This window comes from Pseudoclavibacter sp. RFBJ3 (assembly GCF_002931375.1).
In the GTDB taxonomy this organism is placed as follows: Bacteria; Actinomycetota; Actinomycetes; order Actinomycetales; family Microbacteriaceae; genus Pseudoclavibacter.
The window spans coordinates 283,794-306,398 of sequence record NZ_PSXZ01000005.1 but is presented as its reverse complement, the minus strand read 5'-3'; the positions used below and the strand labels follow the sequence as shown (position 1 = coordinate 306,398).

The 22,605-nt window shown below is 68.3% G+C and carries 18 protein-coding genes; 8 read left to right on the top strand and 10 right to left on the bottom strand.

Translation table 11 applies throughout. The features are described from left to right. Nucleotides 1-456 precede the first annotated feature (456 nt). The 8 genes from tyrS to argC all read right to left on the bottom strand — a co-directional run bounded on the left by tyrS (nucleotide 457) and on the right by argC (nucleotide 9,318). Entirely contained in the window at nucleotides 457-1,761 is a 1,305-nt protein-coding gene (tyrS, locus tag C5E07_RS07555) for a tyrosine--tRNA ligase (protein WP_104240909.1), read from the bottom strand. 28 nt (nucleotides 1,762-1,789) lie between these two features. Further along, on the bottom strand, nucleotides 1,790-2,431 hold the full coding sequence (locus C5E07_RS07550; protein WP_104298980.1) for a DNA-3-methyladenine glycosylase: 642 nt from the start codon (nucleotides 2,429-2,431) through the stop codon (nucleotides 1,790-1,792). Between the two features lie 8 nt (nucleotides 2,432-2,439). Further along, a complete protein-coding gene (gene argH, locus C5E07_RS07545) occupies nucleotides 2,440-3,873 on the bottom strand; it encodes an argininosuccinate lyase (RefSeq protein ID WP_104240907.1) in 1,434 nt (477 codons plus the stop codon). Nucleotides 3,874-3,875: 2 nt separating this feature from the next. Beyond that, nucleotides 3,876-5,075, bottom strand: coding sequence for an argininosuccinate synthase (locus C5E07_RS07540; RefSeq protein ID WP_104240906.1), 1,200 nt, complete (start codon nucleotides 5,073-5,075; stop codon nucleotides 3,876-3,878). A gap of 55 nt (nucleotides 5,076-5,130) precedes the next feature. Next, nucleotides 5,131-6,060 (bottom strand): ornithine carbamoyltransferase, encoded by a 930-nt coding sequence (argF, locus tag C5E07_RS07535; RefSeq protein ID WP_104298979.1) that lies wholly within the window; start codon nucleotides 6,058-6,060, stop codon nucleotides 5,131-5,133. 70 nt (nucleotides 6,061-6,130) lie between these two features. After that, entirely contained in the window at nucleotides 6,131-7,021 is an 891-nt protein-coding gene (gene argB / locus C5E07_RS07530; protein ID WP_104240904.1) for an acetylglutamate kinase, read from the bottom strand. 87 nt (nucleotides 7,022-7,108) lie between these two features. Then, nucleotides 7,109-8,272: a bifunctional glutamate N-acetyltransferase/amino-acid acetyltransferase ArgJ gene (gene argJ, locus C5E07_RS07525; protein ID WP_104240903.1), complete on the bottom strand. Its 1,164-nt coding sequence runs from the start codon at nucleotides 8,270-8,272 to the stop codon at nucleotides 7,109-7,111. After that, nucleotides 8,269-9,318, bottom strand: coding sequence for an N-acetyl-gamma-glutamyl-phosphate reductase (gene argC, locus C5E07_RS07520; protein WP_104298978.1), 1,050 nt, complete (start codon nucleotides 9,316-9,318; stop codon nucleotides 8,269-8,271). Before argC ends, argJ begins: the two co-directional genes overlap by 4 nt. Before the next feature lie 245 nt (nucleotides 9,319-9,563). Here argC and C5E07_RS07515 point away from each other — a divergent pair, with 245 nt between their 5' ends. Together C5E07_RS07515 and sufU are read left to right on the top strand one after the other, a co-directional pair. Then, nucleotides 9,564-10,835 (top strand): SufS family cysteine desulfurase, encoded by a 1,272-nt coding sequence (locus C5E07_RS07515; RefSeq protein ID WP_104299002.1) that lies wholly within the window; start codon nucleotides 9,564-9,566, stop codon nucleotides 10,833-10,835. After that, entirely contained in the window at nucleotides 10,832-11,287 is a 456-nt protein-coding gene (gene sufU, locus C5E07_RS07510) for a Fe-S cluster assembly sulfur transfer protein SufU (RefSeq protein WP_104298977.1), read from the top strand. Before C5E07_RS07515 ends, sufU begins: the two co-directional genes overlap by 4 nt. 99 nt (nucleotides 11,288-11,386) lie before the next feature. On the opposite strand, the gene pheT is transcribed toward sufU, so the two are convergent. Further along, complete coding sequence (gene pheT / locus C5E07_RS07505) at nucleotides 11,387-13,954, bottom strand: phenylalanine--tRNA ligase subunit beta (RefSeq protein WP_104298976.1); 2,568 nt, start codon at nucleotides 13,952-13,954, stop codon at nucleotides 11,387-11,389. A 43-nt stretch (nucleotides 13,955-13,997) separates the two neighbouring features. After that, the gene (gene pheS, locus C5E07_RS07500; RefSeq protein WP_104240899.1) at nucleotides 13,998-15,044 is read right to left on the bottom strand and encodes a phenylalanine--tRNA ligase subunit alpha; all 1,047 of its coding nucleotides are present in this window, start codon (nucleotides 15,042-15,044) and stop codon (nucleotides 13,998-14,000) included. A gap of 274 nt (nucleotides 15,045-15,318) precedes the next feature. Here pheS and C5E07_RS07495 point away from each other — a divergent pair, with 274 nt between their 5' ends. From C5E07_RS07495 to C5E07_RS07470, 6 genes are all read left to right on the top strand, one after another. Continuing rightward, entirely contained in the window at nucleotides 15,319-16,068 is a 750-nt protein-coding gene (locus C5E07_RS07495; protein WP_104240898.1) for an amino acid ABC transporter ATP-binding protein, read from the top strand. Nucleotides 16,069-16,135: 67 nt separating this feature from the next. Further along, the gene (locus tag C5E07_RS07490; RefSeq protein WP_104240897.1) at nucleotides 16,136-17,044 is read left to right on the top strand and encodes a glutamate ABC transporter substrate-binding protein; all 909 of its coding nucleotides are present in this window, start codon (nucleotides 16,136-16,138) and stop codon (nucleotides 17,042-17,044) included. 91 nt (nucleotides 17,045-17,135) lie between these two features. Next, nucleotides 17,136-17,789 carry an amino acid ABC transporter permease gene (locus C5E07_RS07485; protein WP_104240896.1) on the top strand — a complete coding sequence of 218 codons (654 nt, stop codon included), beginning with the start codon at nucleotides 17,136-17,138 and terminating at the stop codon, nucleotides 17,787-17,789. Next, nucleotides 17,786-18,787 carry an amino acid ABC transporter permease gene (locus C5E07_RS07480; RefSeq protein ID WP_104240895.1) on the top strand — a complete coding sequence of 334 codons (1,002 nt, stop codon included), beginning with the start codon at nucleotides 17,786-17,788 and terminating at the stop codon, nucleotides 18,785-18,787. Before C5E07_RS07485 ends, C5E07_RS07480 begins: the two co-directional genes overlap by 4 nt. A 163-nt stretch (nucleotides 18,788-18,950) precedes the next feature. Continuing rightward, nucleotides 18,951-20,711, top strand: coding sequence for an ABC transporter ATP-binding protein (locus tag C5E07_RS07475; RefSeq protein WP_104298975.1), 1,761 nt, complete (start codon nucleotides 18,951-18,953; stop codon nucleotides 20,709-20,711). Continuing rightward, nucleotides 20,708-22,570: an ABC transporter ATP-binding protein gene (locus C5E07_RS07470; RefSeq protein ID WP_308471358.1), complete on the top strand. Its 1,863-nt coding sequence runs from the start codon at nucleotides 20,708-20,710 to the stop codon at nucleotides 22,568-22,570. The genes C5E07_RS07475 and C5E07_RS07470 overlap by 4 nt, the downstream gene beginning before the upstream one ends. Nucleotides 22,571-22,605: the final 35 nt, after the last annotated feature.

Here is a 22,605-nt window from a genome sequence, read left to right as displayed (position 1 = left end):
AATATGTTTCCAAAAGGAATCCTTACCCCCCCCAAAGGAAGAGGTACGGGATCAAATTGGCATTTGACATAGTGCACGCTGTTGAGTTCTCAAGAATCGAGCGCTTCCCTCTTCAAGCCTCACGGCCATCTCTAAGGAGCAATCGCTTGCACTGCGAACCCCGGACAAGAACCACGGACCGTGAGCATGAAGCTCATCCTCCGCACAACCAACTGGAAGAACCAGAGGCTGACGATCTTGCTACCCGGTGAGGCAGGAGTTCCGAGTGTAGATCATGTTGCTCCAACTTGCAAGAACAAGTGGCAGATGCTGATCTTTCTTTCGGACTGTCCGGCCCGTGCGACCCGCTCTCGCGTTTCGCTCCGTTGGCCTGACGAGTGATTACATTACGCAGGGCGGGGTCGGCGCACAACTCAGGGCGCATCCCGGGCGTGTCGATGCACGCCCGTTCCCCGGTCAGGCCCGGAAAACCAGGCCAGCGAGGGTCTTCTTGCCCCGACGCAGGACTGCGACGCCGCCGGCCAGCGCTGCTGATGCACTCACGACCGAAGCCTCGTCGGCAACCCGCTCGTTGTTGAGCGAGACGCCGCCCTGGGAGATCCCGCGACGCGCGTCGCCGAGACTCTTCGCGAGCCCGGTGTCGACAAGAGCCTGAGCGACCAGCGTTCCATCGGCAACCTCCGCGTTCGGGAGCTCGAGAATCGCAGAGCGAAGCGTGTCTCCATCGAGCGCGGTGAGCTCCCCCTGCCCGAAGAGGGCGGCCGAGGCCGCGATGACTGCGTCGGTCGCCTCCTGTCCATGCACCAGCGACGTCACCTTCGAGGCAAGCGTCTTCTGGGCGACGCGCTTGAACGGCTCGTCTGCGACGAGCTTCTCGAGCTCCGCGATCTCGGCGCGCGTCAGGAACGTGAAGATCTTGATCCGCGCGATGACATCGGCGTCGTCCGTGTTGAGCCAGAACTGGTAGAAGGCGTACGGGCTCGTGAGGTCGGCATCGATCCAGATCGCGTTGCCCTCGCTCTTGCCGAACTTCGTCCCATCCGAGTTCGTGATGAGCGGTGTTCCGAGCGCGTGGACGCTCGCACCCTCGGTACGCCGAATGAGATCGACGCCGGAGGTCAGGTTCCCCCACTGATCGCTGCCACCCGTCTGCAGCACGCAGCCGTAGTTCCGGTGCAGCTCCAGGAAGTCGATCGCCTGCAGGATCTGGTAGCTGAACTCCGTGTACGAGATGCCAGCCTCGGAGTTCAGTCGCGCAGAGACGGCATCCTTCTTGAGCATGGAGCCGACGCGGAAGTGCTTGCCGATCTCCCGCAGGAAGTCGATCGCCGAGAGCGGCGCCGTCCAGTCGAGGTTGTTCACCATGCGCGCCGCGTTGTCGCCCTCGAACGACAGGTAGCCGTCGATCTGTCCGCGCAGCCCCTCGACCCATTCCGCGACGGTCTCTCGCGAGTTGAGCGTGCGCTCGGCCGTGGGACGGGGGTCGCCTATGAGTCCCGTCGACCCGCCGACGAGGCCGAGCGGCTTGTGGCCCGCGAGCTGCAGTCGACGGAGGAGGATCAGCTGCACGAGGTGCCCGAGGTGGAGACTCGGAGCGGTCGGATCGAAACCGCAGTAGTACGTGATCGGCCCCTCGTCCATCCGCGCCTTCAGCTCGGCCAGATCCGTCGAGACGTGGATGAACCCGCGCCACTCGAGTTCGTCGATGACATGCTCGAAGGTGGTGTCGTTCTGCTGGGTCGTCAGATCACGCGTAGTCACCGGGCAACCGTATCAAGCACCTGCCGCCTCAGCGCCGCCCCGCGCGGAGCGACTTGTGCGCGATATAGCGCGAAACGGACGGGTCTCCGTCGATCCAGAAGCGCCAGTCGAACGGCAGAGCACCACCGGGAGCGCCCACGCCGACGCGGAGCCCGCGCACCACCGCCCCTCTGCTGGAGCGTTCGCCCGGAACAAGCGCGAACGGCGCCTCATCGAGCCGGGCACCGTCATCGCCGAAGGTCGCGCCGAGGGCCCTGACCAGGTTCCCGGGCCCACGAGCCAGCTCGTGGTCGCGCACGGGTGTCCCGGAACGGCGCCCCGCACCGCGGCGGGCTCTCGCGAGTTCGACGCCATCGACCACTTCGCCTGCCCTCAGGAGCACTGCGGATGAAATGCCGGACTCCCCCGCCACGACATTGATGCACGTGTGGAGCCCGTAGATGCGATACGCGTAGACGTGACCTGCCGGCCCGAACATCGTGGCGTTCCTCGCCGTCCGGCCGCGGAAACCATGCGACCCGGGATCCCCGGAGCCGGCATACGCCTCCACCTCGGTGAGGCGCACCGAGACCGTGCCGTCCGCGGCCGAACGCGAAAGGACCGCCCCCAGCAGCGCGTCTGCTGCCGAGAGCGGTCCCTCGAGAAGGGCCGCGCGGAAATCGTCATCCACGCGGACACCTAGGATGTGAGCTTTGCCAGCCGCTCGCGGAGCTCGACGATCTGCTCAGCGACGCGGACAGGTGCCGTACCGCCCCTGCCATCGCGAGTTGCCACGGACCCGTCGACCGAGAGCACCTCGCGCACCTCCGGCGACAGGTGCTCGGACACGGCCGAGATCTCCTCGTCGGTCAAGCCATCGAGGTCGACGCCCTTGGACTCCGCTGCCTGCACCATGGAGCCGGACACCTCGTGCGCGATGCGGAAGGGGACCTGCCGCTTCACCAGCCACTCGGCGACATCCGTCGCGAGCGAGAAGCCCTGCGGTGCGAGTTCGCGCATGCGCTCACCGTGGAAGGTGAGCGTCGCGACCATGCCAGTGAAGGCGGGGAGCACCAGCTCGAGCGTCTCGACGGAGTCGAAGATCGGCTCCTTGTCCTCCTGCAGGTCCCGGTTGTACGCAAGCGGGAGTGCCTTGAGCGTCGCGAGGAGGCCAGCCAGGTTGCCGATGAGGCGACCCGCCTTGCCACGCGCGAGCTCCGCGATGTCGGGGTTCTTCTTCTGCGGCATGATGCTGGACCCGGTCGAGTACGCGTCGTGCAACGTGACGAAGCCGAACTCCTTCGTGTTCCAGAGGATGATCTCCTCCGAGAAGCGCGACAGGTCGATGCCGATCTGCGCCGCGATGAACGCGAACTCCGCGACCAGGTCACGACTCGCCGTCGCGTCGATCGAGTTCGGGGATGAGGACGCGAAGCCCAGCTCGCGGGCGACGCGGACCGCATCGAGACCGAGGGTGGAGCCCGCGAGGGCCCCTCCACCGTAGGGCGACTCGTCCAGCCGGCGATCGAAGTCGCGCAGGCGGTCCAGGTCTCGAAGGAGCGGCCATGCGTGAGCGAGCAGGTGGTGCGAGAGCAGCACCGGCTGCGCATGCTGCAGGTGCGTGCGCCCCGGCATGATGACCTGGATGTTCTGCTCCGCCTGCTGGGCGAGGACCTCGACGAGCGTCTCGACCTGCTCCGCGATGATCGCGCTGTGATCGCGAAGGTACATGCGCACGAACGTCGCGATCTGGTCGTTGCGACTGCGACCAGCTCGCAGCTTGCCGCCCAGCTCCGGACCCGCGATCTCGATCAGGCCGCGCTCCAGGGCACCGTGCACATCCTCGTCGTCGTCGGCCGCCACGAACTCGGCGGACACGACGCGACGTTCGAGCTCGGTCAGCGCGTCCAGCATGCCCGAGAGCTCGGCGTCATCGAGGTATCCCGCCGCCGCGAGCGCACCAGCGTGCGCTCGCGAGCCAGCGATGTCGTACTTCGCGAGCTGCCAGTCGAAGTGCGTCGACTTGGACAGCCGCGCGAGCTCCGGGGACGGCCCGTCGCTGAAGCGACCGCCCCAGAGAGCTCCCGGCGTGGTCACTCCCCCGGACTTCGAGGCGCCCTCGGATGCAGCCATGCTCAGAGTTCCGGCTTGTCGCGGCGAGCCGAGATCTTCGACGGAAGGCTCCACAGCTCGATGAATCCCTTGGCGTGCGACTGGTCGAACGTGTCGCCGGTGTCGTAGGTCGCGAGGCTGTAGTCGTAGAGCGACTCATCCGAACGGCGGCCGGTGACGACCGCGCGACCGCCGTGCAGCGTCATGCGCACCTCGCCGGAGACGTGCTCCTGCGTGTGGTTGATGAACGCGTCCAGCGACCGCTTGAGACCGGAGAACCAGAGCCCGTCGTAGACCAGGTTCGACCACTCGGCCTCGATCCCGCGCTTGAAACGGGCGACGTCGCGCTCGATCGTCAGGTCCTCGAGGTGCTCGTGCGCCTCGATGAGGGCCAGCCCGGCCGGGGACTCGTAGATCTCACGGCTCTTGATGCCGACGAGGCGGTCCTCGACGACGTCGATGCGGCCGACGCCCTGGTCGCCAGCGAGCTTGTTCATGAGCTCGACGACCTGGATGGGCGTCAGCGATTCCCCGTTGATCTTCACCGGGACGCCCTGCTCGAACGTCACCGTGACCTCGGTGGGCTCACGCGTCAGGTCAGGATCCTGCGTGTACGTGTAGAGGTCTTCGATCGGCGGGTTCCACGGGTCCTCGAGGAACCCGGTCTCGACGGCGCGACCCCAGACGTTCTGGTCGATCGAGTACGGGCTCTTCTTCGACTGCTCGATGGGCAGGTTGTGCTCCTGCGCGTACACGATGGCCTTGTCGCGAGTGAGCGCGAGGTCGCGCACGGGTGCGATCGAGGTGAGCTCCGGTGCGACAGCCGCGACCGCCGCTTCGAAGCGGACCTGGTCGTTGCCCTTGCCGGTGCAGCCGTGCGCGATCGAGTCTGCGCCGAGCTCGCGAGCGGTCTTCGCGAGGTGCTTCGCGATGAGCGGGCGGGACAGCGCGGAGACGAGCGGGTAGCGCTTCTGGTAGAGGGCGTTCGCCTTGAGCGCCGGGACGATGTAGTCGCTCGCGAACTCCTCGCGCGCGTCGACGACAACCGATTCGACAGCGCCGCAGTCGAGCGCTCGCTGTCGCACCTGCTCCATGTCCTCACCGGCCTGGCCGACGTCGATCGCGAGAGCGACCACGTCCTTGCCGGTGGCATCCTTCAGCCATCCGATGCCGACGGAGGTATCGAGACCTCCGGAGTATGCGAGAACGACGCGTTCCGTCATCAATGCTCCTAGCGTTTGAGTCGTGTGTTCAGTCTATGTGGGGTGGATGCGCGGGTCAGGCCGCGGCCTTGGCGAGAAGCCAGACGAGCAGCGCCTTCTGGGCGTGGAGGCGGTTCTCCGCCTCATCCCAGATGACCGACTGCGGGCCGTCGATGACGGCTCCGTCGACCTCGTACCCGCGGTCTGCCGGCAGGCAGTGCAGGAAGATCGCGCCAGTGGCGGCGTTCGCCATCGTGGCCTCGGTGACTCGGTAGGCGCTGAGCGCGTCGATGCGGGACTGCTTCTCGTCCTCGCGGCCCATCGAGACCCAGGTGTCGGTCACGACGACGTCTGCCCCCGCGACCAGCGTGTCGATGTCGTCGCCGACCACCACGGAGCCACCCGTCTCGGAGGCGATGCGCTCGGCATCGGCGACGACGTCGGGGCGCGGCTGGAAGCCGACGGGGGCGGCGATGCGAACGTGCATGCCCGCCGTGGCGCAGGCGAGCAGGTAGGAATGCCCCATGTTGCTCTCGCCGTCGCCGAGGAACACCAGCGTGCGGCCGGCTGGGTCGCCGAGGTGCTCGTTGACGGTGAGCAGGTCGGCGAGCAGCTGGCACGGGTGGAAGTCGTCGCTCAGCGCGTTCACGACCGGCACGAGCGCTCCGTTGGCCATCTCCTCCAGGCCGCTCTGCGCATAGGTCCGCCAGACGATGGCTGCGACCTGGCGCTCGAGGACTCGGGCGGTGTCGGACGCCGTCTCCTTGCCGCCGAGCTGGCTGGAGGCGGTCGAGATGATGAGCGGCGAGCCACCGAGCTCGGAGATGCCGACGTGGAACGAGACACGCGTGCGCGTCGAGGTCTTGTCGAAGATCACTGCCACGCTGCGCGGGCCCTCGAGCGGACGTGCTGAGAAGCGGTCGCGCTTGAGCACTGCAGCGAGCTCGAGCACCTCGCGCTGCTCGGCGGGGGTCAGGTCGTCGTCGCGGAGGAAGTGGCGAATCACGGTTTGGCCTTTCGGTGGGTGGAGCGGCGAAGTCGAATCATCGGGCGCTGAGCGGGCAGGTGCACGTGCCTCACGCGGAGACCTTGGTGCCGAAGCCCTCGGTGGTGAAGATCTCCAACAGCATCGAATGCGGGACACGGCCATCGATGATGGCGGCCTGGTCGACGCCACCCTCGACCGCCTCGATGCAGGCCTGCACCTTCGGGATCATGCCAGCAGAGAGCGTCGGCAGCAGGGCGCGCAGCTCGTCGAGCTTGATCTCCGAGATGAGCGAGTCGAGGTCGGGCCAGTCGCCGTAGAGTCCCGCGACGTCGGTCAGCATGATGAGCTTCGCCGCGCCGAGCGCCTGCGCGAGGGCGGAGGCGGCCCGGTCTGCGTTGATGTTGAGCGCCTTGCGGGGCGAGTCGATGTCGCTCGCGATCGAGGAGATGACGGGGATGCGACCGGCCGCGATATCCGCCTTCACGACCGTGGGGTCGACCGTCTCGATCTCGCCCACGAAGCCGAGGTCGACGGTCTCGCCGTCGATGAGGAGCTTCTTCCGCCGCGCCTGGAAGAGGCCGGCGTCTTCGCCGCTCGTCGCGACGGCGATCGGGGCCCGCTCGTTGATCGCGGCTACGAGCTCCCTGGCGACCTGCCCGCCGAGCACCATGCGGACGATATCCATGGCCTCCTCGCTCGTGACGCGGTAGCCGCCCCTGAACTCGCTCTCGATGCGCAGCTTGCCGAGCATCCGCGAGATGTGAGGTCCGCCGCCGTGCACGATGACCGGCTTGATGCCGGCGTAGCGGAGGAAGGCGATATCCGACGCGAACGCCTCGAAGAGCTCGGCGTCGACCATGGCGTTGCCGCCGAACTTGATGACGAGAACCCGCCCGGCGAACTCCTGCATCCAGGGAAGGGCCTCGATGAGGGTCTCGACCTTGGAGGTCGCCTTCTCGTACAGGTCAGAAGTGGTCATGCTGCCCCTTTCGGGCCGGTCAGAAACCGTCGGGCTGGTCGGGCAGACGCTCGGCGGCTGCCCCGCCTCGCGGGAGTCGCTCGCTCGTCAGGACGAGTAGGCGCTGTTCTCATGCACGTAGTCGTGCGTCAGATCGTTGGTCAGGATGGTCGCTTCGCTCACGCCGGCGTGCAGATCGATGAGCACGCTCGTGTCCCGAGGCGTCAGGTCGACCAGGTCCGCGGACTCGTGGGGCGTCCCCGCCCGGCAGACCATGACCCCGTTGATCGTGACATCGAGCGCCTGGGGGTCGAACTCGGCGTCGGTCGTGCCGACGGCGGCCAGGACGCGTCCCCAGTTCGGGTCGTTGCCGAAGATGGCGGCCTTGAAGAGATTCGAGCGGGCGACCGCTCGGGACGCGTCGAGCGCATCCTGCTCCGTCGCGGCCCCGATCGTCGTGATCGTCACGTCGTGGCTGGCGCCTTCCGCGTCCTGCTGCAGCTGACGGGCGAGGTCAGCGCAGACCTCGGTGAGCACTGTCGTGAAGGCCGCCTCGTCCGGGGTGACGCCGCTCGCCCCAGAGGCCATGAGCGTCACCTGGTCGTTGGTGGACATGCAGCCGTCGGAGTCGACGCGGTCGAAGGTGACCCGGGTCGCGGCGCGGAGTGCCCGGTCCAGCGCCCCGGACTCGAGGTCGGCGTCGGTCGTGATGACGACGAGCATCGTCGCGAGTCCTGGAGCGAGCATGCCTGCCCCCTTGGCCATCGCGCCGATGACGTACCCGTCGCCGTCGCGGACCGAGCGCTTCGGCTTCGAGTCGGTGGTCATGATGGCCAGCGAGGCCTCATCCCCCGCCTCGACCGTCGCTGCCAGCGAATCGGCCGTGAGCTCGACCCCGCGCAGCACGCCGTCGCGGAAGCTCTGGTCGCCCACCCCGATGAGGCCGGTCGAGCAGACGAGCACGTCTCCCGCGCCGATGCCGAGCTTCGCGGCGACGGCCTCGGCCGTCTGGTGCGTGGTCTGGAACCCGAAGGACCCCGTGTAGCAGTTCGCGCCGCCCGAATTCAGGACGATGGCCGAGATCGAGCCGCCCCTGATGGCCTCCTGGGACCAGAGAATCGGGTTCGCCTTGCAGCGGTTGCTCGTGAAGACCGCGGCGCAGGCCGCGCTCGGCCCGTCGTTGACGACGAGGGCGACGTCTCGACGCCCTTCTGACTTGATGCCTGCCGCGGCTCCTGCCGCGCGGAAACCTGCTGCTGCGGTCACACTCACGGTGCCACTCCGTCCAAGGGAAGACCGAGGGCCTCTTCGAGACCCAGGGCGATGTTCGCTGACTGCACCGCGGCGCCCGCGGTGCCCTTGCCGAGGTTGTCGATCGCCGCGACCGCCACGAAGCGGCCTGCGCGCTCGTCGATGCCGATGCCGATCGAGGCCCGGTTGGAGCCGGTCACGTCGCCCGTGCGCGGCCATTCGCCGTCGGGCAGGAGCTGCACGAACCGCTCAGCCCCGTAGGACTCCTCGTAGGCGGCGCGGAGCTGCGCCGCGTCGACGCCCGCTTCGAGGCGCGCCGTCGTGGTCGCCAGGATGCCGCGTGCCATCGGTACCAGCACGGGTGTGAACGCGAGGCTGACCTCGGCGCCGGCTGCGCGGCGGAGGTTCTGACGTACCTCGGGGTTGTGCCGGTGCTCCCCGGTCACTGCGTAGGGGTTCGCCGAGCCGATGAGCTCGGAGCCGAGCAGCGAGACGGCCGCCTTCTTGCCGGCACCGGACGGGCCGACGGCGAGAACCGCCGTCAGGTCGAGGGGATGCACGAGCCCGCGGTGCATGGCGGGTGCGAGTGCGAGCGTGATCGCCGTGACATTGCAGCCGGGAACGGCGACCCGCGAAGCGCCTCGGAGGTTCGAGCGCTGCTTGTCGGGCGCACCAGTGAGCTCGAGTTCCGGGAGCCCGTACGCCCATGTGCCGAAGAAGTCGCCACCGTAGTACTCGGCCCAGTCTTCCTCGCGCTCCAGACGGTGGTCGGCGCCGCAGTCGATGACCAGCGTGTCGTCGCCGAGCTCGGCGGAGATCGCACCGGACGCGCCGTGCGGCAGCGCCAGGAACACGACGTCGTGGCCGGACAGCACGTCGGCGGTCGTGGGCTCGAGGACCAGGTCCGCGTAGCTCGCAAGGTGAGGGTGCACGCGCAGCAGCCGCTCACCCGCATTCGCGTGCGCGGTGACGGTGCGGACCTCGAGTTCGGGGTGCGAGGCGAGAATGCGCAGGAGTTCCCCACCCGCGTACCCGCTCGCCCCAGCTACTGCAACGGAGAAAGCCATGCCGTTCATCCTAGGCCGTGCCACCCCCGCGCGAGTCCGGCCGGCGCGGGCAGACCAGCCCTCGAGCGACGCAGACGGGAATGCGGCGGGCAGCGAGCTCGTTGCACTCGTAGGCTTGACAGGCTGAGACCGTCGACACTCGAGCGTCTGCGGTGCGAGGCCAACGAGAGGACGATGTGACACTGAACACCGAAGACGCAGCTTCATCACTCCAGAGCAGCGCAGCACCCGAGGGCGTCCACGCCCTGAGCGACGCCAGGGTGCTCGAGCTCCGACAGGATTTCCCGATCCTGGATCAAGAGGTGAACGGCACCCCCCTCGTCTACCTCGACTCCGGTGCGACCTCGCAGCGGCCGACTCAGGTCCTCGACGCTGAGCGCCGCTTCCTCGAGACCGAGAACGCCGCCGTGCACCGTGGAGCGCACACGCTCGCCGCGCTCTCGACCGTCGCGTTCGAGGACGCCCGTGAGACCGTCGCGGGCTTCGTCGGCGCGGCACCCGAGCAGATCTCCTGGACCCTCAACGCCACCGACGCGATCAACCTCGTGACGGGCGGCATCCGCATCGCCAGCGCGGGCAGAGGCGGCCCCCGAGCAGAGCGGCTCGCGATCGGCGAGGGCGACGAGATCCTCATCACGGAGGCAGAGCACCACGCCAACCTCGTGCCATGGCAGCAGCTCGCCCTGGACACGGGAGCGACGCTCGTCTACGTCCCGGTGAACGACCGGGGCACGTGGAGCGTCGACGATGCCGCAGCTCTCATCTCGAAGCGAACCAAGGTCTTCGCCTTCGCGCACGTCTCCAATGTGACCGGGCTCATCGCCGACGCGAAGCGCCTCACCGAGCTCGCGCACGAGGCCGGCGCCATCGTGGTCCTCGACGCCTGCCAGTCGGTGCCGCACCTGCCGGTCAGCTTCCCGGCGCTCGGCGTCGACTTCGCGGCGTTCTCTGGCCACAAGATGCTCGGCCCCAACGGCGTCGGAGTGCTGTACGGCCGCGCCGAGATGCTGGATGCCCTGCCGCCTGCGCGCACGGGCGGATCGATGATCACCACGGTCACGATGGAGGCCAGCGACTTCATGGCGCCCCCGACGCGCTTCGAAGCCGGCACGCAACCCGTCTCGCAGGTCGTCGCCCTCGCCGAAGCCGTCCGCTACCTCGAAGGGGTCGGCATGGAGGCGGTGGCCGCCCACGAGGCCGAGATGGGCCAGCTCCTCCTCGCGGGCCTCGCAGGCATCCCCGGGATCCGCACGATCGGGGACGAGGTGGGCACCCCGCGCGCCGGGCTCGTGAGCTTCGAGGTGGAGGGGGTCCATTCGCACGACGTGACCCAGTTCCTCGACTCGAAGGGCATCGCGGTCCGCGGCGGGCACCACTGCGCGCAGCCGCTGCACCGCCGACTCGGGCTCACCGCGTCGACCCGCGCGAGCAGCTACCTGTACACGACGCGAGAGGACGTCGACCGCCTGCTCTTCGCGGTCGGCCAGGTCCGCGCCTGGTTCGGGGTCGACGCATGAGCGCCCTCGACGGCCTCTACCAGCAGCTCATCCTCGAGCATTCCAAGAAGCGAACGGGCGATGGTCCGCTGCCAGACGCCGACGCCGAGCACTTCGAGCGCAACCCGAGCTGCGGCGACGAGATCACGGTCCGGGTCAAACTGGATGCTGATGGAACAGGGCTCTCCGAGCTCGCGTGGCAGGGCGATGGCTGCAGCATCTCGATGGCCTCCGCGTCCGTGCTCAGCGAGCTCGCCGTCGGGAAGTCGACGGCGCAGATCGACGAGCTCATCGCCGCATTCCGTCTGATGCTCCGGACTCGCGACGGCTCCGAGCCCGACGAGGATCTGCTCGAGGACGCCGTCGCCTTCCAGGGCGTCTCCAAGTTCGTGATGCGGGTCAAGTGCGCCATGCTCGCGTGGGTCGCCCTCGAGGCGAGCCTCAAGGAGGCTTCGGTCTCCCGCGAGGACTGACCCCGGTCGGGGATCGGACCGCAGCCGCGGTGCAGCCGAGCCGCAGGACACAGAATCGCCCGGCCCCAATGGGGCCGGGCGATTCGCGTCAGGGTGAGCTCAGGCGCGCATGGTGGCGCCAAAGCGCTCGGACGCCAACGCCGCGCCGGCTTCCTTGGCCTCGCTCGCCTCGGAGGCCGTCAGCGTGCGGTCCGTCGCCCGGAACCGGAGCGCGAACGTCAGGCTCTTCTGCCCGTCCTCGAGCCCGGTCCCCCGGTAGTCGTCGACGATCGTCAGCTGCTCGAGCAGCGCACCAGCACCCTCGGTGACGGCGGCAGAGACCTCAGCGGCCGGGACCGCCTCGGCCACGACGAGGCTCAGGTCCTGCGTAGCTGCGGGGAAGGTCGAGATGGGCGCTGGAAGCACCTCTCTCCGAGCGAGCTCGATGACCGCGTCGAGGTCGACCTCGAACGCAGCGACCACGCGAGGCAGGTCGGCAGCCTCGGCGATGTCCGGGTGCACCTCGCCGGCGTAGCCGACAACTACCTCGGCAGCCCCGTGGCTCAGGTACAGTTCAGCGCACCGGCCAGGGTGGAAGGCCCTGTGGGCACCCTGTCGCACCTGGATCTCCGCACCGGTCGCCAAGCCGAGCTGGGCGACGAGCTCGAGCGCGTCCTCCCACGACGCCGCAGTCGGCCCGTGCCCCGGGCGCTTCGGCTCGCGGTGACCGAGCACGATGCCGGCGGCGTGCCGCGGCTGCGGCGGGAGCCCAGCCTCCAGCTCCGCGATGCGCTCAGCCGTCGGCCGCACTGCGACCGCGGGAACCTCGTCCACGCCGTAGACCACGCCGGACTCTGGCTTGAAGACCGTGCCCGTCTCGAAGATCGCGAGGTCGGTGAGACCACGCGAGACGTTGCGGTGCGCGATCGTGAGCAGACCTGGCAGCAGACTCGTGCGGAGCCACGCGGCGCGCGGGTCCAGTGGGTTGGCGAGCTTCACAGCAGCCACCTCGCCCGCATCCGCCCGACCGAACGTGACCGTGTCCGTCTCCGCGACGAACGGGTAGCTCTGCACCTCGACAGCCCCGGACGCGGCCAGCACGTCGGCAGCCGCGCGGCGAAGGCGCTGCTCGCGGGTGAGCCCCCGACCCGGAGGCGCGACGGGAAGCCGCGACGGGATGCGCTCGAAGTCGCACAGGCGCCCGATCTCCTCGACGAGGGTGACCGGCTCGGTGAGATCCCCGCGCCAGCTCGGCACCGTCACGCCGAGGAGCCCGTCGGCCTCCTCCCAGACCTCGCAGCCGACGGCACGCAGCGCGCCGATCGTCTCGTCGAGCGTGTAGTCGACGCCCATGATCTTCGAGGCGGCATCGACGGGCAGCGTCAGCGACTCCGGGGCCGGGATCTGCTCGTGCACGCTGCCGGCACGCACCACGCGACCGCCTGCATGCTCGATGAGCAGCTCCGCGACACGAGCGGCTGCCGGCTGAGCGACGCGAGGGTCGACACGGCGCTCGAAGCGACGCGAGGCCTCGCTCGGCAGCTTGTGCCGGCGCGCGGTGCGCGCGATCGAGATCGGCGAGAACGACGCCGCCTCGATGTAGACGTTCTTCGTCTCGCCGCTGAGCTCGGTCTCCGCTCCACCCATGACGCCAGCGAGCCCGATCGGGCCGCGGTCGTCGGTGATGAGGATGTCCTCGGCGCTGAGCGTGCGCTCCCTGCCGTCGAGGGTCGTGAGCTGCTCGCCCTCGCGCGCACGGCGCACGTGGATGGCGCCGCGCAGCTTGTCGAGGTCGTAGCCGTGGATCGGCTGACCGAGCTCGAGCATGACGTAGTTCGTGATGTCGATCGCGATGCCGAGCGGGCGGATCCCCGCGAGCCGGAGCCGCTGGGACATCCACGTCGGGGTCGCCGCCGTCGCGTCGATGCCCTCGACCACGAGGCCGATGAAGACCGGTGCCATGGGCTGGTCCCGCACGGACGCGTCGTCGTCGATCGTGACCTTGACGCGGACGTCCTGAGCATCCGCGGCGATGCCCTCGCCGAGGAGAGCCTCGAGCTGGGGCCGGAGCGCGGGGTCGGTGAAGGCCACGCCCGTCGCGTTCGAGTACTCGCGGACGAGGCCGCGGATGGACATCGCGTACCCGCGATCGGGGGTGACATTGACCTCGACCGCCTGCTCGGTGAGGCCGAGCAGCTCGATGGCGTCGGTGCCGGGGGCCGCACTCACGCCGAGCCGCGAGAGCACGATGATGCCGTCGTGGTCATCGCCCATCCCGAGTTCCGACTGGGAGGCGATCATGCCGTCGGAGACGTGCCCGTAGGTCTTCCGCGCCGCGATCGCGAAGTCTCCGGGAAGGACCGCTCCGGGAAGCGTGACGACGACCGAATCGCCGACACCGAAGTTGTGTGCGCCGCAGACGATGCCACGCACGTCCGCGCCGCCGTCTGCGGCGAGCTGTCCTTCTGGCGCGACGCGCACCTGGCACCAGTTGATGGTCTTGCCGTTCGACTGCGGCTCCGGCTCGGCCGAGAGCACCTCGCCGACCACGATCGGACCCTGCAGCTGGGTGCCGTGCACGGCTTCGTCTTCGAGCCCGACCCGCACGAAGGCGTCGAGCACCGACGCGGGAGAGGCCGAGGCCGGGATCTCCGCGTACTCACGGAGCCAGGAGAGTGGAGCGCGCATCAGATGTGACTTTCGTTGAGAGGAGCAGAGGGAGCACGCACGGCTAGATCACCATTCCGAACTGGGTGCTGAAGCGGACGTCGCCCTCGACCATGTCGCGCATGTCGGTCAGCGCGTTGCGGAACATGAGGGTGCGCTCGACGCCCATGCCGAAGGCGAAGCCCTGATACTCCTCAGGGTCGACGCCGGCGGCGAGCAGCACGTTGGGGTGCACCATGCCGCAGCCGCCCCACTCGATCCACCGCGGGCCGCCCTTCGCGCCGGGATGCCAGATGTCCATCTCGGCGCTCGGCTCCGTGAAGGGGAAGTAGTTGTTGCGCAGGCGGATGCGAGCCTCGTCGCCGAACATCGAGGTCGCGAAGTGCTCCAGTGTGCCGCGGAGGTGCGCCATCGTGAGCCCCTTGTCGATCGCGATGCCCTCGAACTGCGTGAAGACGGGCGTGTGCGTCGCGTCCAGCTCGTCGGTGCGGTACGTGCGGCCAGGGGCCAGCACGTAGAGGGGGACGCCGCGCTCGACGAGCGAGCGCATCTGCACGGGAGACGTGTGCGTGCGCAGAACGAGGTGGCGGTCTGCCGGCTCAACGAAGAACGTGTCCTGCATGGCGCGGGCGGGATGGTCCGCGTCGAAGTTGAGCGAGTCGAAGTTGAACCACTCGCTCTCGAGCTCCGGGCCTTCCGCGATCTCCCACCCCATGCCGACGAAGATGTCGCTCACGCGGTCCTGCAGCACGGTGAGCGGATGCCTCGCTCCGGTCGCGCGTGCCGGCCGTGCGACGGTGACGTCGACGGCTTCTGCAGCGAGACGCTCGGAGGCCTCCGCAGCTGCCAGCTCGCTCTCGCGCTCGGCGAACGCGGCGTTGACGCGGGTGCGGGCCTGCCCGATGAGCTGGCCCGCTTCCTTCTTGCTCTCCTTCGGCACGGCCCGCATGGCGGCGTTCAGCGATGCGATCGCAGAGCCCTCCGCCAGATGCTCGGCGCGCACGCGCTTGAGTGCTGTCAGGTCGGGCGCCGCGTCGATGGCGGCGAGCGCCGCTTCGACCGCGGAGCCGACGGCTTCCTGCGTGATGGGGTTCGATGAGGCGTCAGACACAAGTGTCGAGTTTAGCGAACCGCGTGCGCAACGGCTCCAGCATGTGGAAACGCGCTTTCTCACCCCGTGAGAGAGGCCGCCTCGACGACTCGGCGGGAATCTGCGTTCCTCTCGCGCGACGCCAGAAATCCGCGAGAATCCGGCGATCTTCCAGGCTCGCGGTGTACCCATGAGCACCGAAATCCTGGCAGGGAAGCACCGATCAGGTAACCATCTCGTTTCGAAAGCGAGAAATAGGCGACGACGGAGTCTGACGCTGTGGTGGAATCGCACCATGCAAAATCAGAGCGAGCACCTCGTCGTCGTAGACCACGTCGAGAAGCACTACGGTGAATTCCACGCCCTGAAGGACATCAACCTCAGCGTCGAGCGCGGTCAGGTCGTCGTCGTCATCGGGCCGTCCGGTTCCGGCAAGTCGACCCTCTGCCGCACCATCAATCGACTCGAGACGATCACCTCGGGAGAGATCCGCATCGACGGGAAGGTGCTTCCCAAGGAAGGGAAGGCACTTGCCGCGCTGCGGGCCGACGTCGGGATGGTCTTCCAGTCCTTCAACCTCTTCGCCCACAAGACCATCCTCGAGAACGTCGCTCTCGGTCCCATCAAGGTCCGCAAGCTCTCGAGGGCTGACGCAGAGAAAGAGGCAAAGGCGCTTCTCGATCGAGTCGGCATCGGTCACCAGGCCGCGAAGTTCCCCGCGCAGCTGTCCGGTGGGCAGCAGCAGCGCGTCGCCATCGCGCGCGCCCTCGCGATGAAGCCGAAGGTCATGCTCTTCGACGAGCCCACGAGCGCGCTCGACCCCGAGATGATCAACGAGGTCCTGGACGTCATGGTCGATCTCGCCAAGGAGGGCATGACGATGATCGTCGTGACCCACGAGATGGGCTTCGCCCGCAAGGCGGCCGACCGGGTCGTCTTCATGGCCGACGGCCAGATCCTGGAAGACCAGTCGCCGGAGGACTTCTTCACGCATCCGAAGACCGACCGCGCCAAGGACTTCCTCTCCAAGCTCATCACCCACTGATCGTCGGCGCAGACCCCGCATCGACGCTCACGCAAGACGCAACAGACTTCCAACAGAAGGAGAAGAAATGCGAAAGACCAAGCTCAGCGCCATTCTCGGCGCAGGCATCCTGGCCTCGCTCGTACTGACCGGCTGCGCCGAGGGCGCTCCGCCCGCTGCAGGCGGCGGCGAAGGCACCACGACCGGTGAAGCACCCGTCTTCGAGGTCGCGACGGACGTCACGATCGAGGGATCGCCCACGTTCGACGCCATCAAGGCACGCGGCGACAAGGTCGTCGTCGGTGTCAAGGAAGACCAGCCGAACCTCGGCTACCTCGACGCCGTCACCGGTGAGCGCACCGGCTTCGACGTCGACGTCGCACGCTGGATCGCCGCATCGCTCGGTGTCACCGAAGAGAACATCGAGTTCAAGCCGATCGCCTCCGCCAACCGCGAGCAGGCGATCTCCAACGGCGACATCGACTACTACGTCGGCACGTACTCGATCACCGACAAGCGCAAGGACCAGATCGACTTCGCCGGCCCGTACTTCGAGACCGGCCAGGGCCTGCTCGTCGGCGCGGACTCCGACATCACCGGAGTCGACTCGCTCGTCGCCGGTGTCACGGTCTGCTCTGCGACGGGTTCGACCCCGATCCAGAACATCAAGGACAACTACCCGGAGGTCACGACCACCGAGTTCGACACGTACTCGCAGTGCGTCGACCAGCTGATCAACGGCCAGGTCGATGCGGTCACCACTGACGAGGCCATTCTGATCGGCTACGCCGCCCAGGACCCCGACAACCTCAAGGTCGTCGGCGAGCCCTTCAGCGAGGAGCTCTACGGCATCGGACTCGCCAAGGGCGATGACGCCCTCCGCGACCACATCAACACCACCCTCGAAGAGGGCGGCGACGTGTGGCAGGCGATCTTCGACTACAACCTCGGATCGTCCGGAACCACGGTCACGCAGCCAGCGGTCGACCGCTACTAATCCCACAGGCGAGCGGCGGCGAGACACACTCTCGCCGCCGCTCGTTCGCACCTAGGGCGCCTTGCGCCCTGTCTCAGAAAGGAAGGCGAGCGTGTTCGATATCTTCACGAACCACCTCGACCTGTGGAGTGAGGCCCTTCTCGGGACGCTCATCCTCTTCTTCGGGGGCGCGCTCCTCGCGCTCGTCCTCGGCTTCATCGTGGGTGCCATGCGAGTCTCGCCGGTCCCGATCGCGCGGGCGGTCGGCGCCGCCTACGTCAACCTCGTGCGCAACACCCCGCTCACCCTCGTGTTCTTCATCTTCGTCTTCGCGGTGCCCGTCCTCTTCCCCATGGGCCGCACCGACTACCTGCTGCTCGGCGTTCTCGCGCTGGGCGTCTACACCGCCACGTATGTCGCCGAGGTGCTCCGAAGCGGCATCAACACCGTCCCTGTCGGCCAGGCAGAGGCCGCGCGAGCCATCGGCCTCCCCTTCGGGCAGGTCATGACCCTCATCGTGCTCCCCCAGGCAGCACGCGCCGTGGTCCCGCCCATGATGAGCGTCCTCATCGCACTGCTGAAGAACACCACCGTCGCTGCTGGGTTCTCCGCCGTCAACCTGGGCATCATCCGCGCCAACATGAGCGAGCGAGGTGAGAACGCGATGGAGGTGCTCATCTGGGTCGCCATCGTCTTCATCGTCCTCGTGCTGCTGCTCTCGTGGGTGCAGAACGCGCTCGAACGCCACTGGAAGGTTGCCCGATGAGCCAGACCTCTGTTCTCTACGATGTCCCAGGCCCCCGCGCGCTCGCTCGCAACAAGCTGCTCGGGATCGCGACGGTCGTCGTCATCGTCGCCCTCGTCGCCTTCCTCGTCTATCGCCTCAGCGCAACGGGCAACCTGAGCGCCGACAAGTGGCAGATCTTCGGCTACGCGGCTATCTGGACGCAGATCGCGGAGGCGCTCTGGGCCACGCTCAGCGCCTTCCTGGTCGCAGCCGTTGGTGCCTTGGCGCTCGGATTCGTCCTCGCCATCGGCCGCCTGTCGGACCACGCGTGGGTCCGCATCCCGTTCACGGTCGTGGTCGAGGGTCTCCGTGCGATCCCCGTCCTCATCCTCATGATGCTCATGTACTACGGCCTGCCGGCCATCGGCATCAAGATGGAGCCGTTCTGGGCCGTCGTCATCGCGCTCATCGCCTACAACGGCTCGGTGCTCTCCGAGGTCATCCGAAGCGGCGTGCAGTCGCTCCCGAGCGGTCAGGCTGAAGCCGGATACGCCATCGGCCTCCGCAAGAGCGGCGTCATGCAGATCATCCTGCTCCCGCAGGCGATCCGCGCGATGCTGCCCGTCATCATCGCGCAGCTGGTCGTGACCCTGAAGGACACGGCTCTCGGCTCGATCATCACGTACAACGAGCTGCTCTACATGGCGAAGCTCATCGGCGGCCAGGCGGATTACGGTCGCCCGTACATTCCCGTCACGATCGTCATCGGCGCCGTCTACATCGCCACCTGCGTGCTGCTGTCCTGGCTCGCGACCGTGGTGCAGAAGCGCATCTCGCAGAACCCGAAGGTCATCGCGGGCGCCGCCCCAGAGCCCGTCACCAATGCGGGCAATGTGACCGACACGGAGCTGATCCTCGTGCAGCAGTCCGACGTGCTGGAGCTCGAAGAGGAAGCTCGGCAGAAGACGAAGCACGATCAGGCGGAGGCGCAGCGCCAGATCGATCTGCGCAAGCAGGGCGACGGAGACCGCGTCTAGGCGCGCTCCCCGCAGGAATACTCCCCGCGGGCCGGCACCGAGAGTCTCTCGGCACCGGCCCGCGGGGAGTTCTCCGTTTCTCGAGAGGTTCCCCGTCTCCTGGGAAGTAAGCGCCCTCCCCCGACGCGCCGCTGCACCGACAGAGGCGACTAGCCTGTATCGGATGCGCGCTGAGCCCGGACTTCGAGAACTGCTGCGACTCTGGGAGTACGTGCGGCCGGTCAGATGGAGCCTCTTCGCCGGCTTCGCCTCGGCCCTGACCGCAGCCGGGCTGAGCCTCGTCGGACCGCAGATCATCCGCCTCATCGTCGATGGCCCCGTCTCCTCCGGCGAGCGGGCGGCCGTCATCTGGGGCTCGCTCGCGCTCCTCGCCGTCGGCTGCTTCGAGGCGCTCCTCTGGTACCTGCGCCGAATCTTCGTGCTCACGCCCATGGTCGGCGTCGAACGACGCGTGCGGGATCAGCTCTTCGCCCGGCTGCAGGATCTGCCGGCGGCCTTCCACGACGAGTGGGAGGCAGGCCAGCTCCTGTCGAGATCGTCCGTCGACCTCAACCGGATACGCCGGTGGCTCGCGTTCGGCCTCATCATGCTGAGCGTCAACCTGCTCACGGTCGTCGCCGGCATCGGCGTGCTCCTCTGGCTCGATCCGGTGCTCGGCTGCCTCTACGCGGTGTTCAGCATCCCAACTGCCCTCATCACCCTTCGCTTCCAGCGCGTCTACGGACGCCTCTCCCGGCGCAGCCAGGACCAGGCCGGGGCGCTCGCGACGACGGTCGGCGAGGCGGCGAAGGGGATCCGGGTCATCAAGGCCTTCGGCCGTGGCGGAGAGTTCCTCGAGTCGTTCCGCGAGGAGGCGCAGGCGCTGCGTGAGACCGAGCTCGAGAAGGCCCGCCGCCAGGCCGACATGCGCTCGTGGCTCATCCTGCTCCCCCAGCTCGCCGTCGCCACCTCGCTCGCCCTCGGTGTGATCGCCGTCGCCGACGGCAGGCTCACGATCGGCGCGCTCTCCGCGTTCCTCTTCACGGCGCTCATGCTCGCCTGGCCGGTCCGCTCCCTCGGTTTCCTCTTCGCCGACACCCTCGACGCGGCGGCGTCGACGACCCGTGTCTTCGAGGTCCTCGACACTGCGACTGCAGTCTCCGACCCGGAGCACCCGCTCCCCGTTCCGGACGGGCCTGGGGTCCTCGAGTTCCGGGATGTGCGCTTCGCCTTCCCGGATGCGCCGGACGGAGACGAGGTGCTGCGAGGCATCGACCTCACCCTCGTGCCCGGCGAGACCCTTGCGCTCGTGGGCGCGACCGGGAGCGGCAAGAGCCTGCTGAGCGAGCTCGCCGTGCGCCTCCACGATCCGACAGCTGGCGAGGTGCGGCTCGACGGCACCGACATCCGCCGTCTCCGCCGAGACGACCTCAGGGGCCACGTGGCCATCGCCTTCGAGCAGCCTCTGCTCTTCTCGGCCAGCGTCAGAGACAACGTCGCCCTCGGCCGACCGGACGCGAGCGACGACGAGGTGCGGGAGGCCCTGACCGTCGCGCAGGCCGGCTTCGCGCTCGAGCTCCCGGAAGGCCTCGAGACCCTCATCGGGGAAGAGGGGCACAGCCTCTCGGGAGGCCAACGGCAGCGCCTTGCGCTCGCCCGCGCCATCCTCGCGCGCCCCCGCGTCCTCGTCCTGGACGACCCGCTCTCGGCCGTCGACGTGCGCACCGAGACCCTCGCGACCGAGGCCCTCCGGTCGGCTCTCTCCGGCGTGACGACCCTCGTGGTCGCGCACCGGTCATCCACCGTCGCCCTCGCCGACCGGGTCGCCGTCCTCGTCGACGGTCGCATCACGGCCCTGGGCGAGCACCGCGAGCTGCTCGCAGCCGACCCCGTGTACCGGGGTCTGCTCTGGCAGGGCGACCACGTCGATGAGGTGGTCGCGTGACCAAGTCCAGCGCTGCTGCACCCCTCGGGGTGCGGGTCGAGCACCTCACGAGCGTCGACCGCGACACTGCCAGACTGCTCCGACGGCGCTCGCTTCGGCTCATGGGCCAGCTCCTCGCCCCGCACAAGGCACGCCTCGTGTGGCTGGGGGTGCTCGTCCTCATCAGCCAGGCGGCGTCGGCTGCCGGGCCTCTGCTGCTCTCGCAGGCCATCGACACGGGGCTTCCCACGCTGCTCGACGGCGACGCGGCCCCGTTCCTGGTCATCGTCGTCGCTCTGGTCCTCGCGACGATCACCGACGCCGGGCTCTCCAACCTCTTCACCCGGAATGCCGCAGCGCTCAGCCAGCGTGTGCTCCTGCGAGTCCGGACCCTGCTCTTCGAGCACACTGGGCGTCTCGGCCTCGACTTCCACCAGCGCTACACGTCCGGGCGAGTCATCAGCCGCCAGACGAACGACGTCGATGCGGTCGCCGAGCTCCTCGAGTCCGGCTTCGGCGACCTGGTCAACGCCGTCGCGCGGATGGCATTCATCGCGGCGGCCCTGCTCATCCTCGACCCGTTGTCGGCCCTCGTGGCGTTCGCGGTCTTCGTGCCGGTCGTGCTGGTCACCCGACGGTTCCAGGTCGTCTCCTCACGCCTCTACCGCGAGTCGAGCGAACGCTCCGCGCGCCTCATCGTGCGCTTCGTCGAGACCATCACGGGCATCCGCGCCATGCAGGCCTTCCGCGCCGAATCGAGAAACGCGGACGTGTACGGCGGACTCAACGGCGCCTACACCGACACCGGTCGGCGAACCGCGATGGCGTTCGGCAATCTCTTCACCGGCATCGAGCTCATCAGCAGCATCGGCCTCGCGGTACTGGTGCTCGTCAATGGCCTCCGCACGCTCGAGGGCAGCATCGGCGTCGGCGTCCTCGTCGCAGCCGCGCTGTACCTCGTGCAGCTCTTCCAGCCGATGGAGGCCGTCGGCATGTTCGCGAACACCTTCCAGTCCGCAGTCGCGGCCCTGGAGAAGATCTCGGGCGTGCTCGAGGAAGAGCCAAGCGTCGCGGCACCCGCCCGAGATGCCAAGCAGGATCCGGCCCGACGGACGGCGGACCACCGCGGTGTCACCGAGCCCGGTGACATCGCCCTCCGTGGCACCGCGTTCTCCTACGGAGACGGACCACTTGTGCTGCAGCGTGTCGACCTGCACATCCCCGCCGGGCAGACCGTTGCGATCGTCGGCCCGACCGGGGCGGGGAAGACCACGCTGGCGAGCATCATCGCCCGATTCGCGGACCCGACGCAGGGGCAAGCGCTCCTCGATGGCGTCGACCTCCGCGACATCCCGGACAGCGAGCTTCGACGACGCGTCATCACGGTCACGCAGGACCCCTTCCTGTTCCAGGGAACCGTCGCCTCCAACATCGGGCTCGGGCGGCCGGGCGCGAGCCGCGAGGAGATCGAGGACGCCGCGAAGCTCATCGGCGCCGACCCGTTCATCCGACGCATGCCGAACGGCTACGACACCGACCTGAGCCACCGCGGAGTGAAGCTCTCGGCCGGGCAGCGCCAGCTCATCTCCTTCGCCCGCGCCTTCGTGGCCGATCCGGAGGTGCTCATCCTCGACGAGGCCACGAGCTCCCTCGATATCCCGAGCGAGCGAGCCGTCCAGAAGGCGCTCGGCACCCTCCTGCACGACCGCACGGCCGTCATCATCGCCCACCGCCTGTCGACCGTCAACGACGCCGACCGCGTGCTGGTCCTCGATGGCGGAGCGATCGTGGAGGACGGCTCCCCCGCAGACCTCGTGGCCCGTGGGGGGCGCTACGCCGAGCTGCACAGCGCCTGGCTGTCATCGCTCGACAGCGACTGACGCGAACGAGCGCCACTCCCGCGACGCGAGCAGGA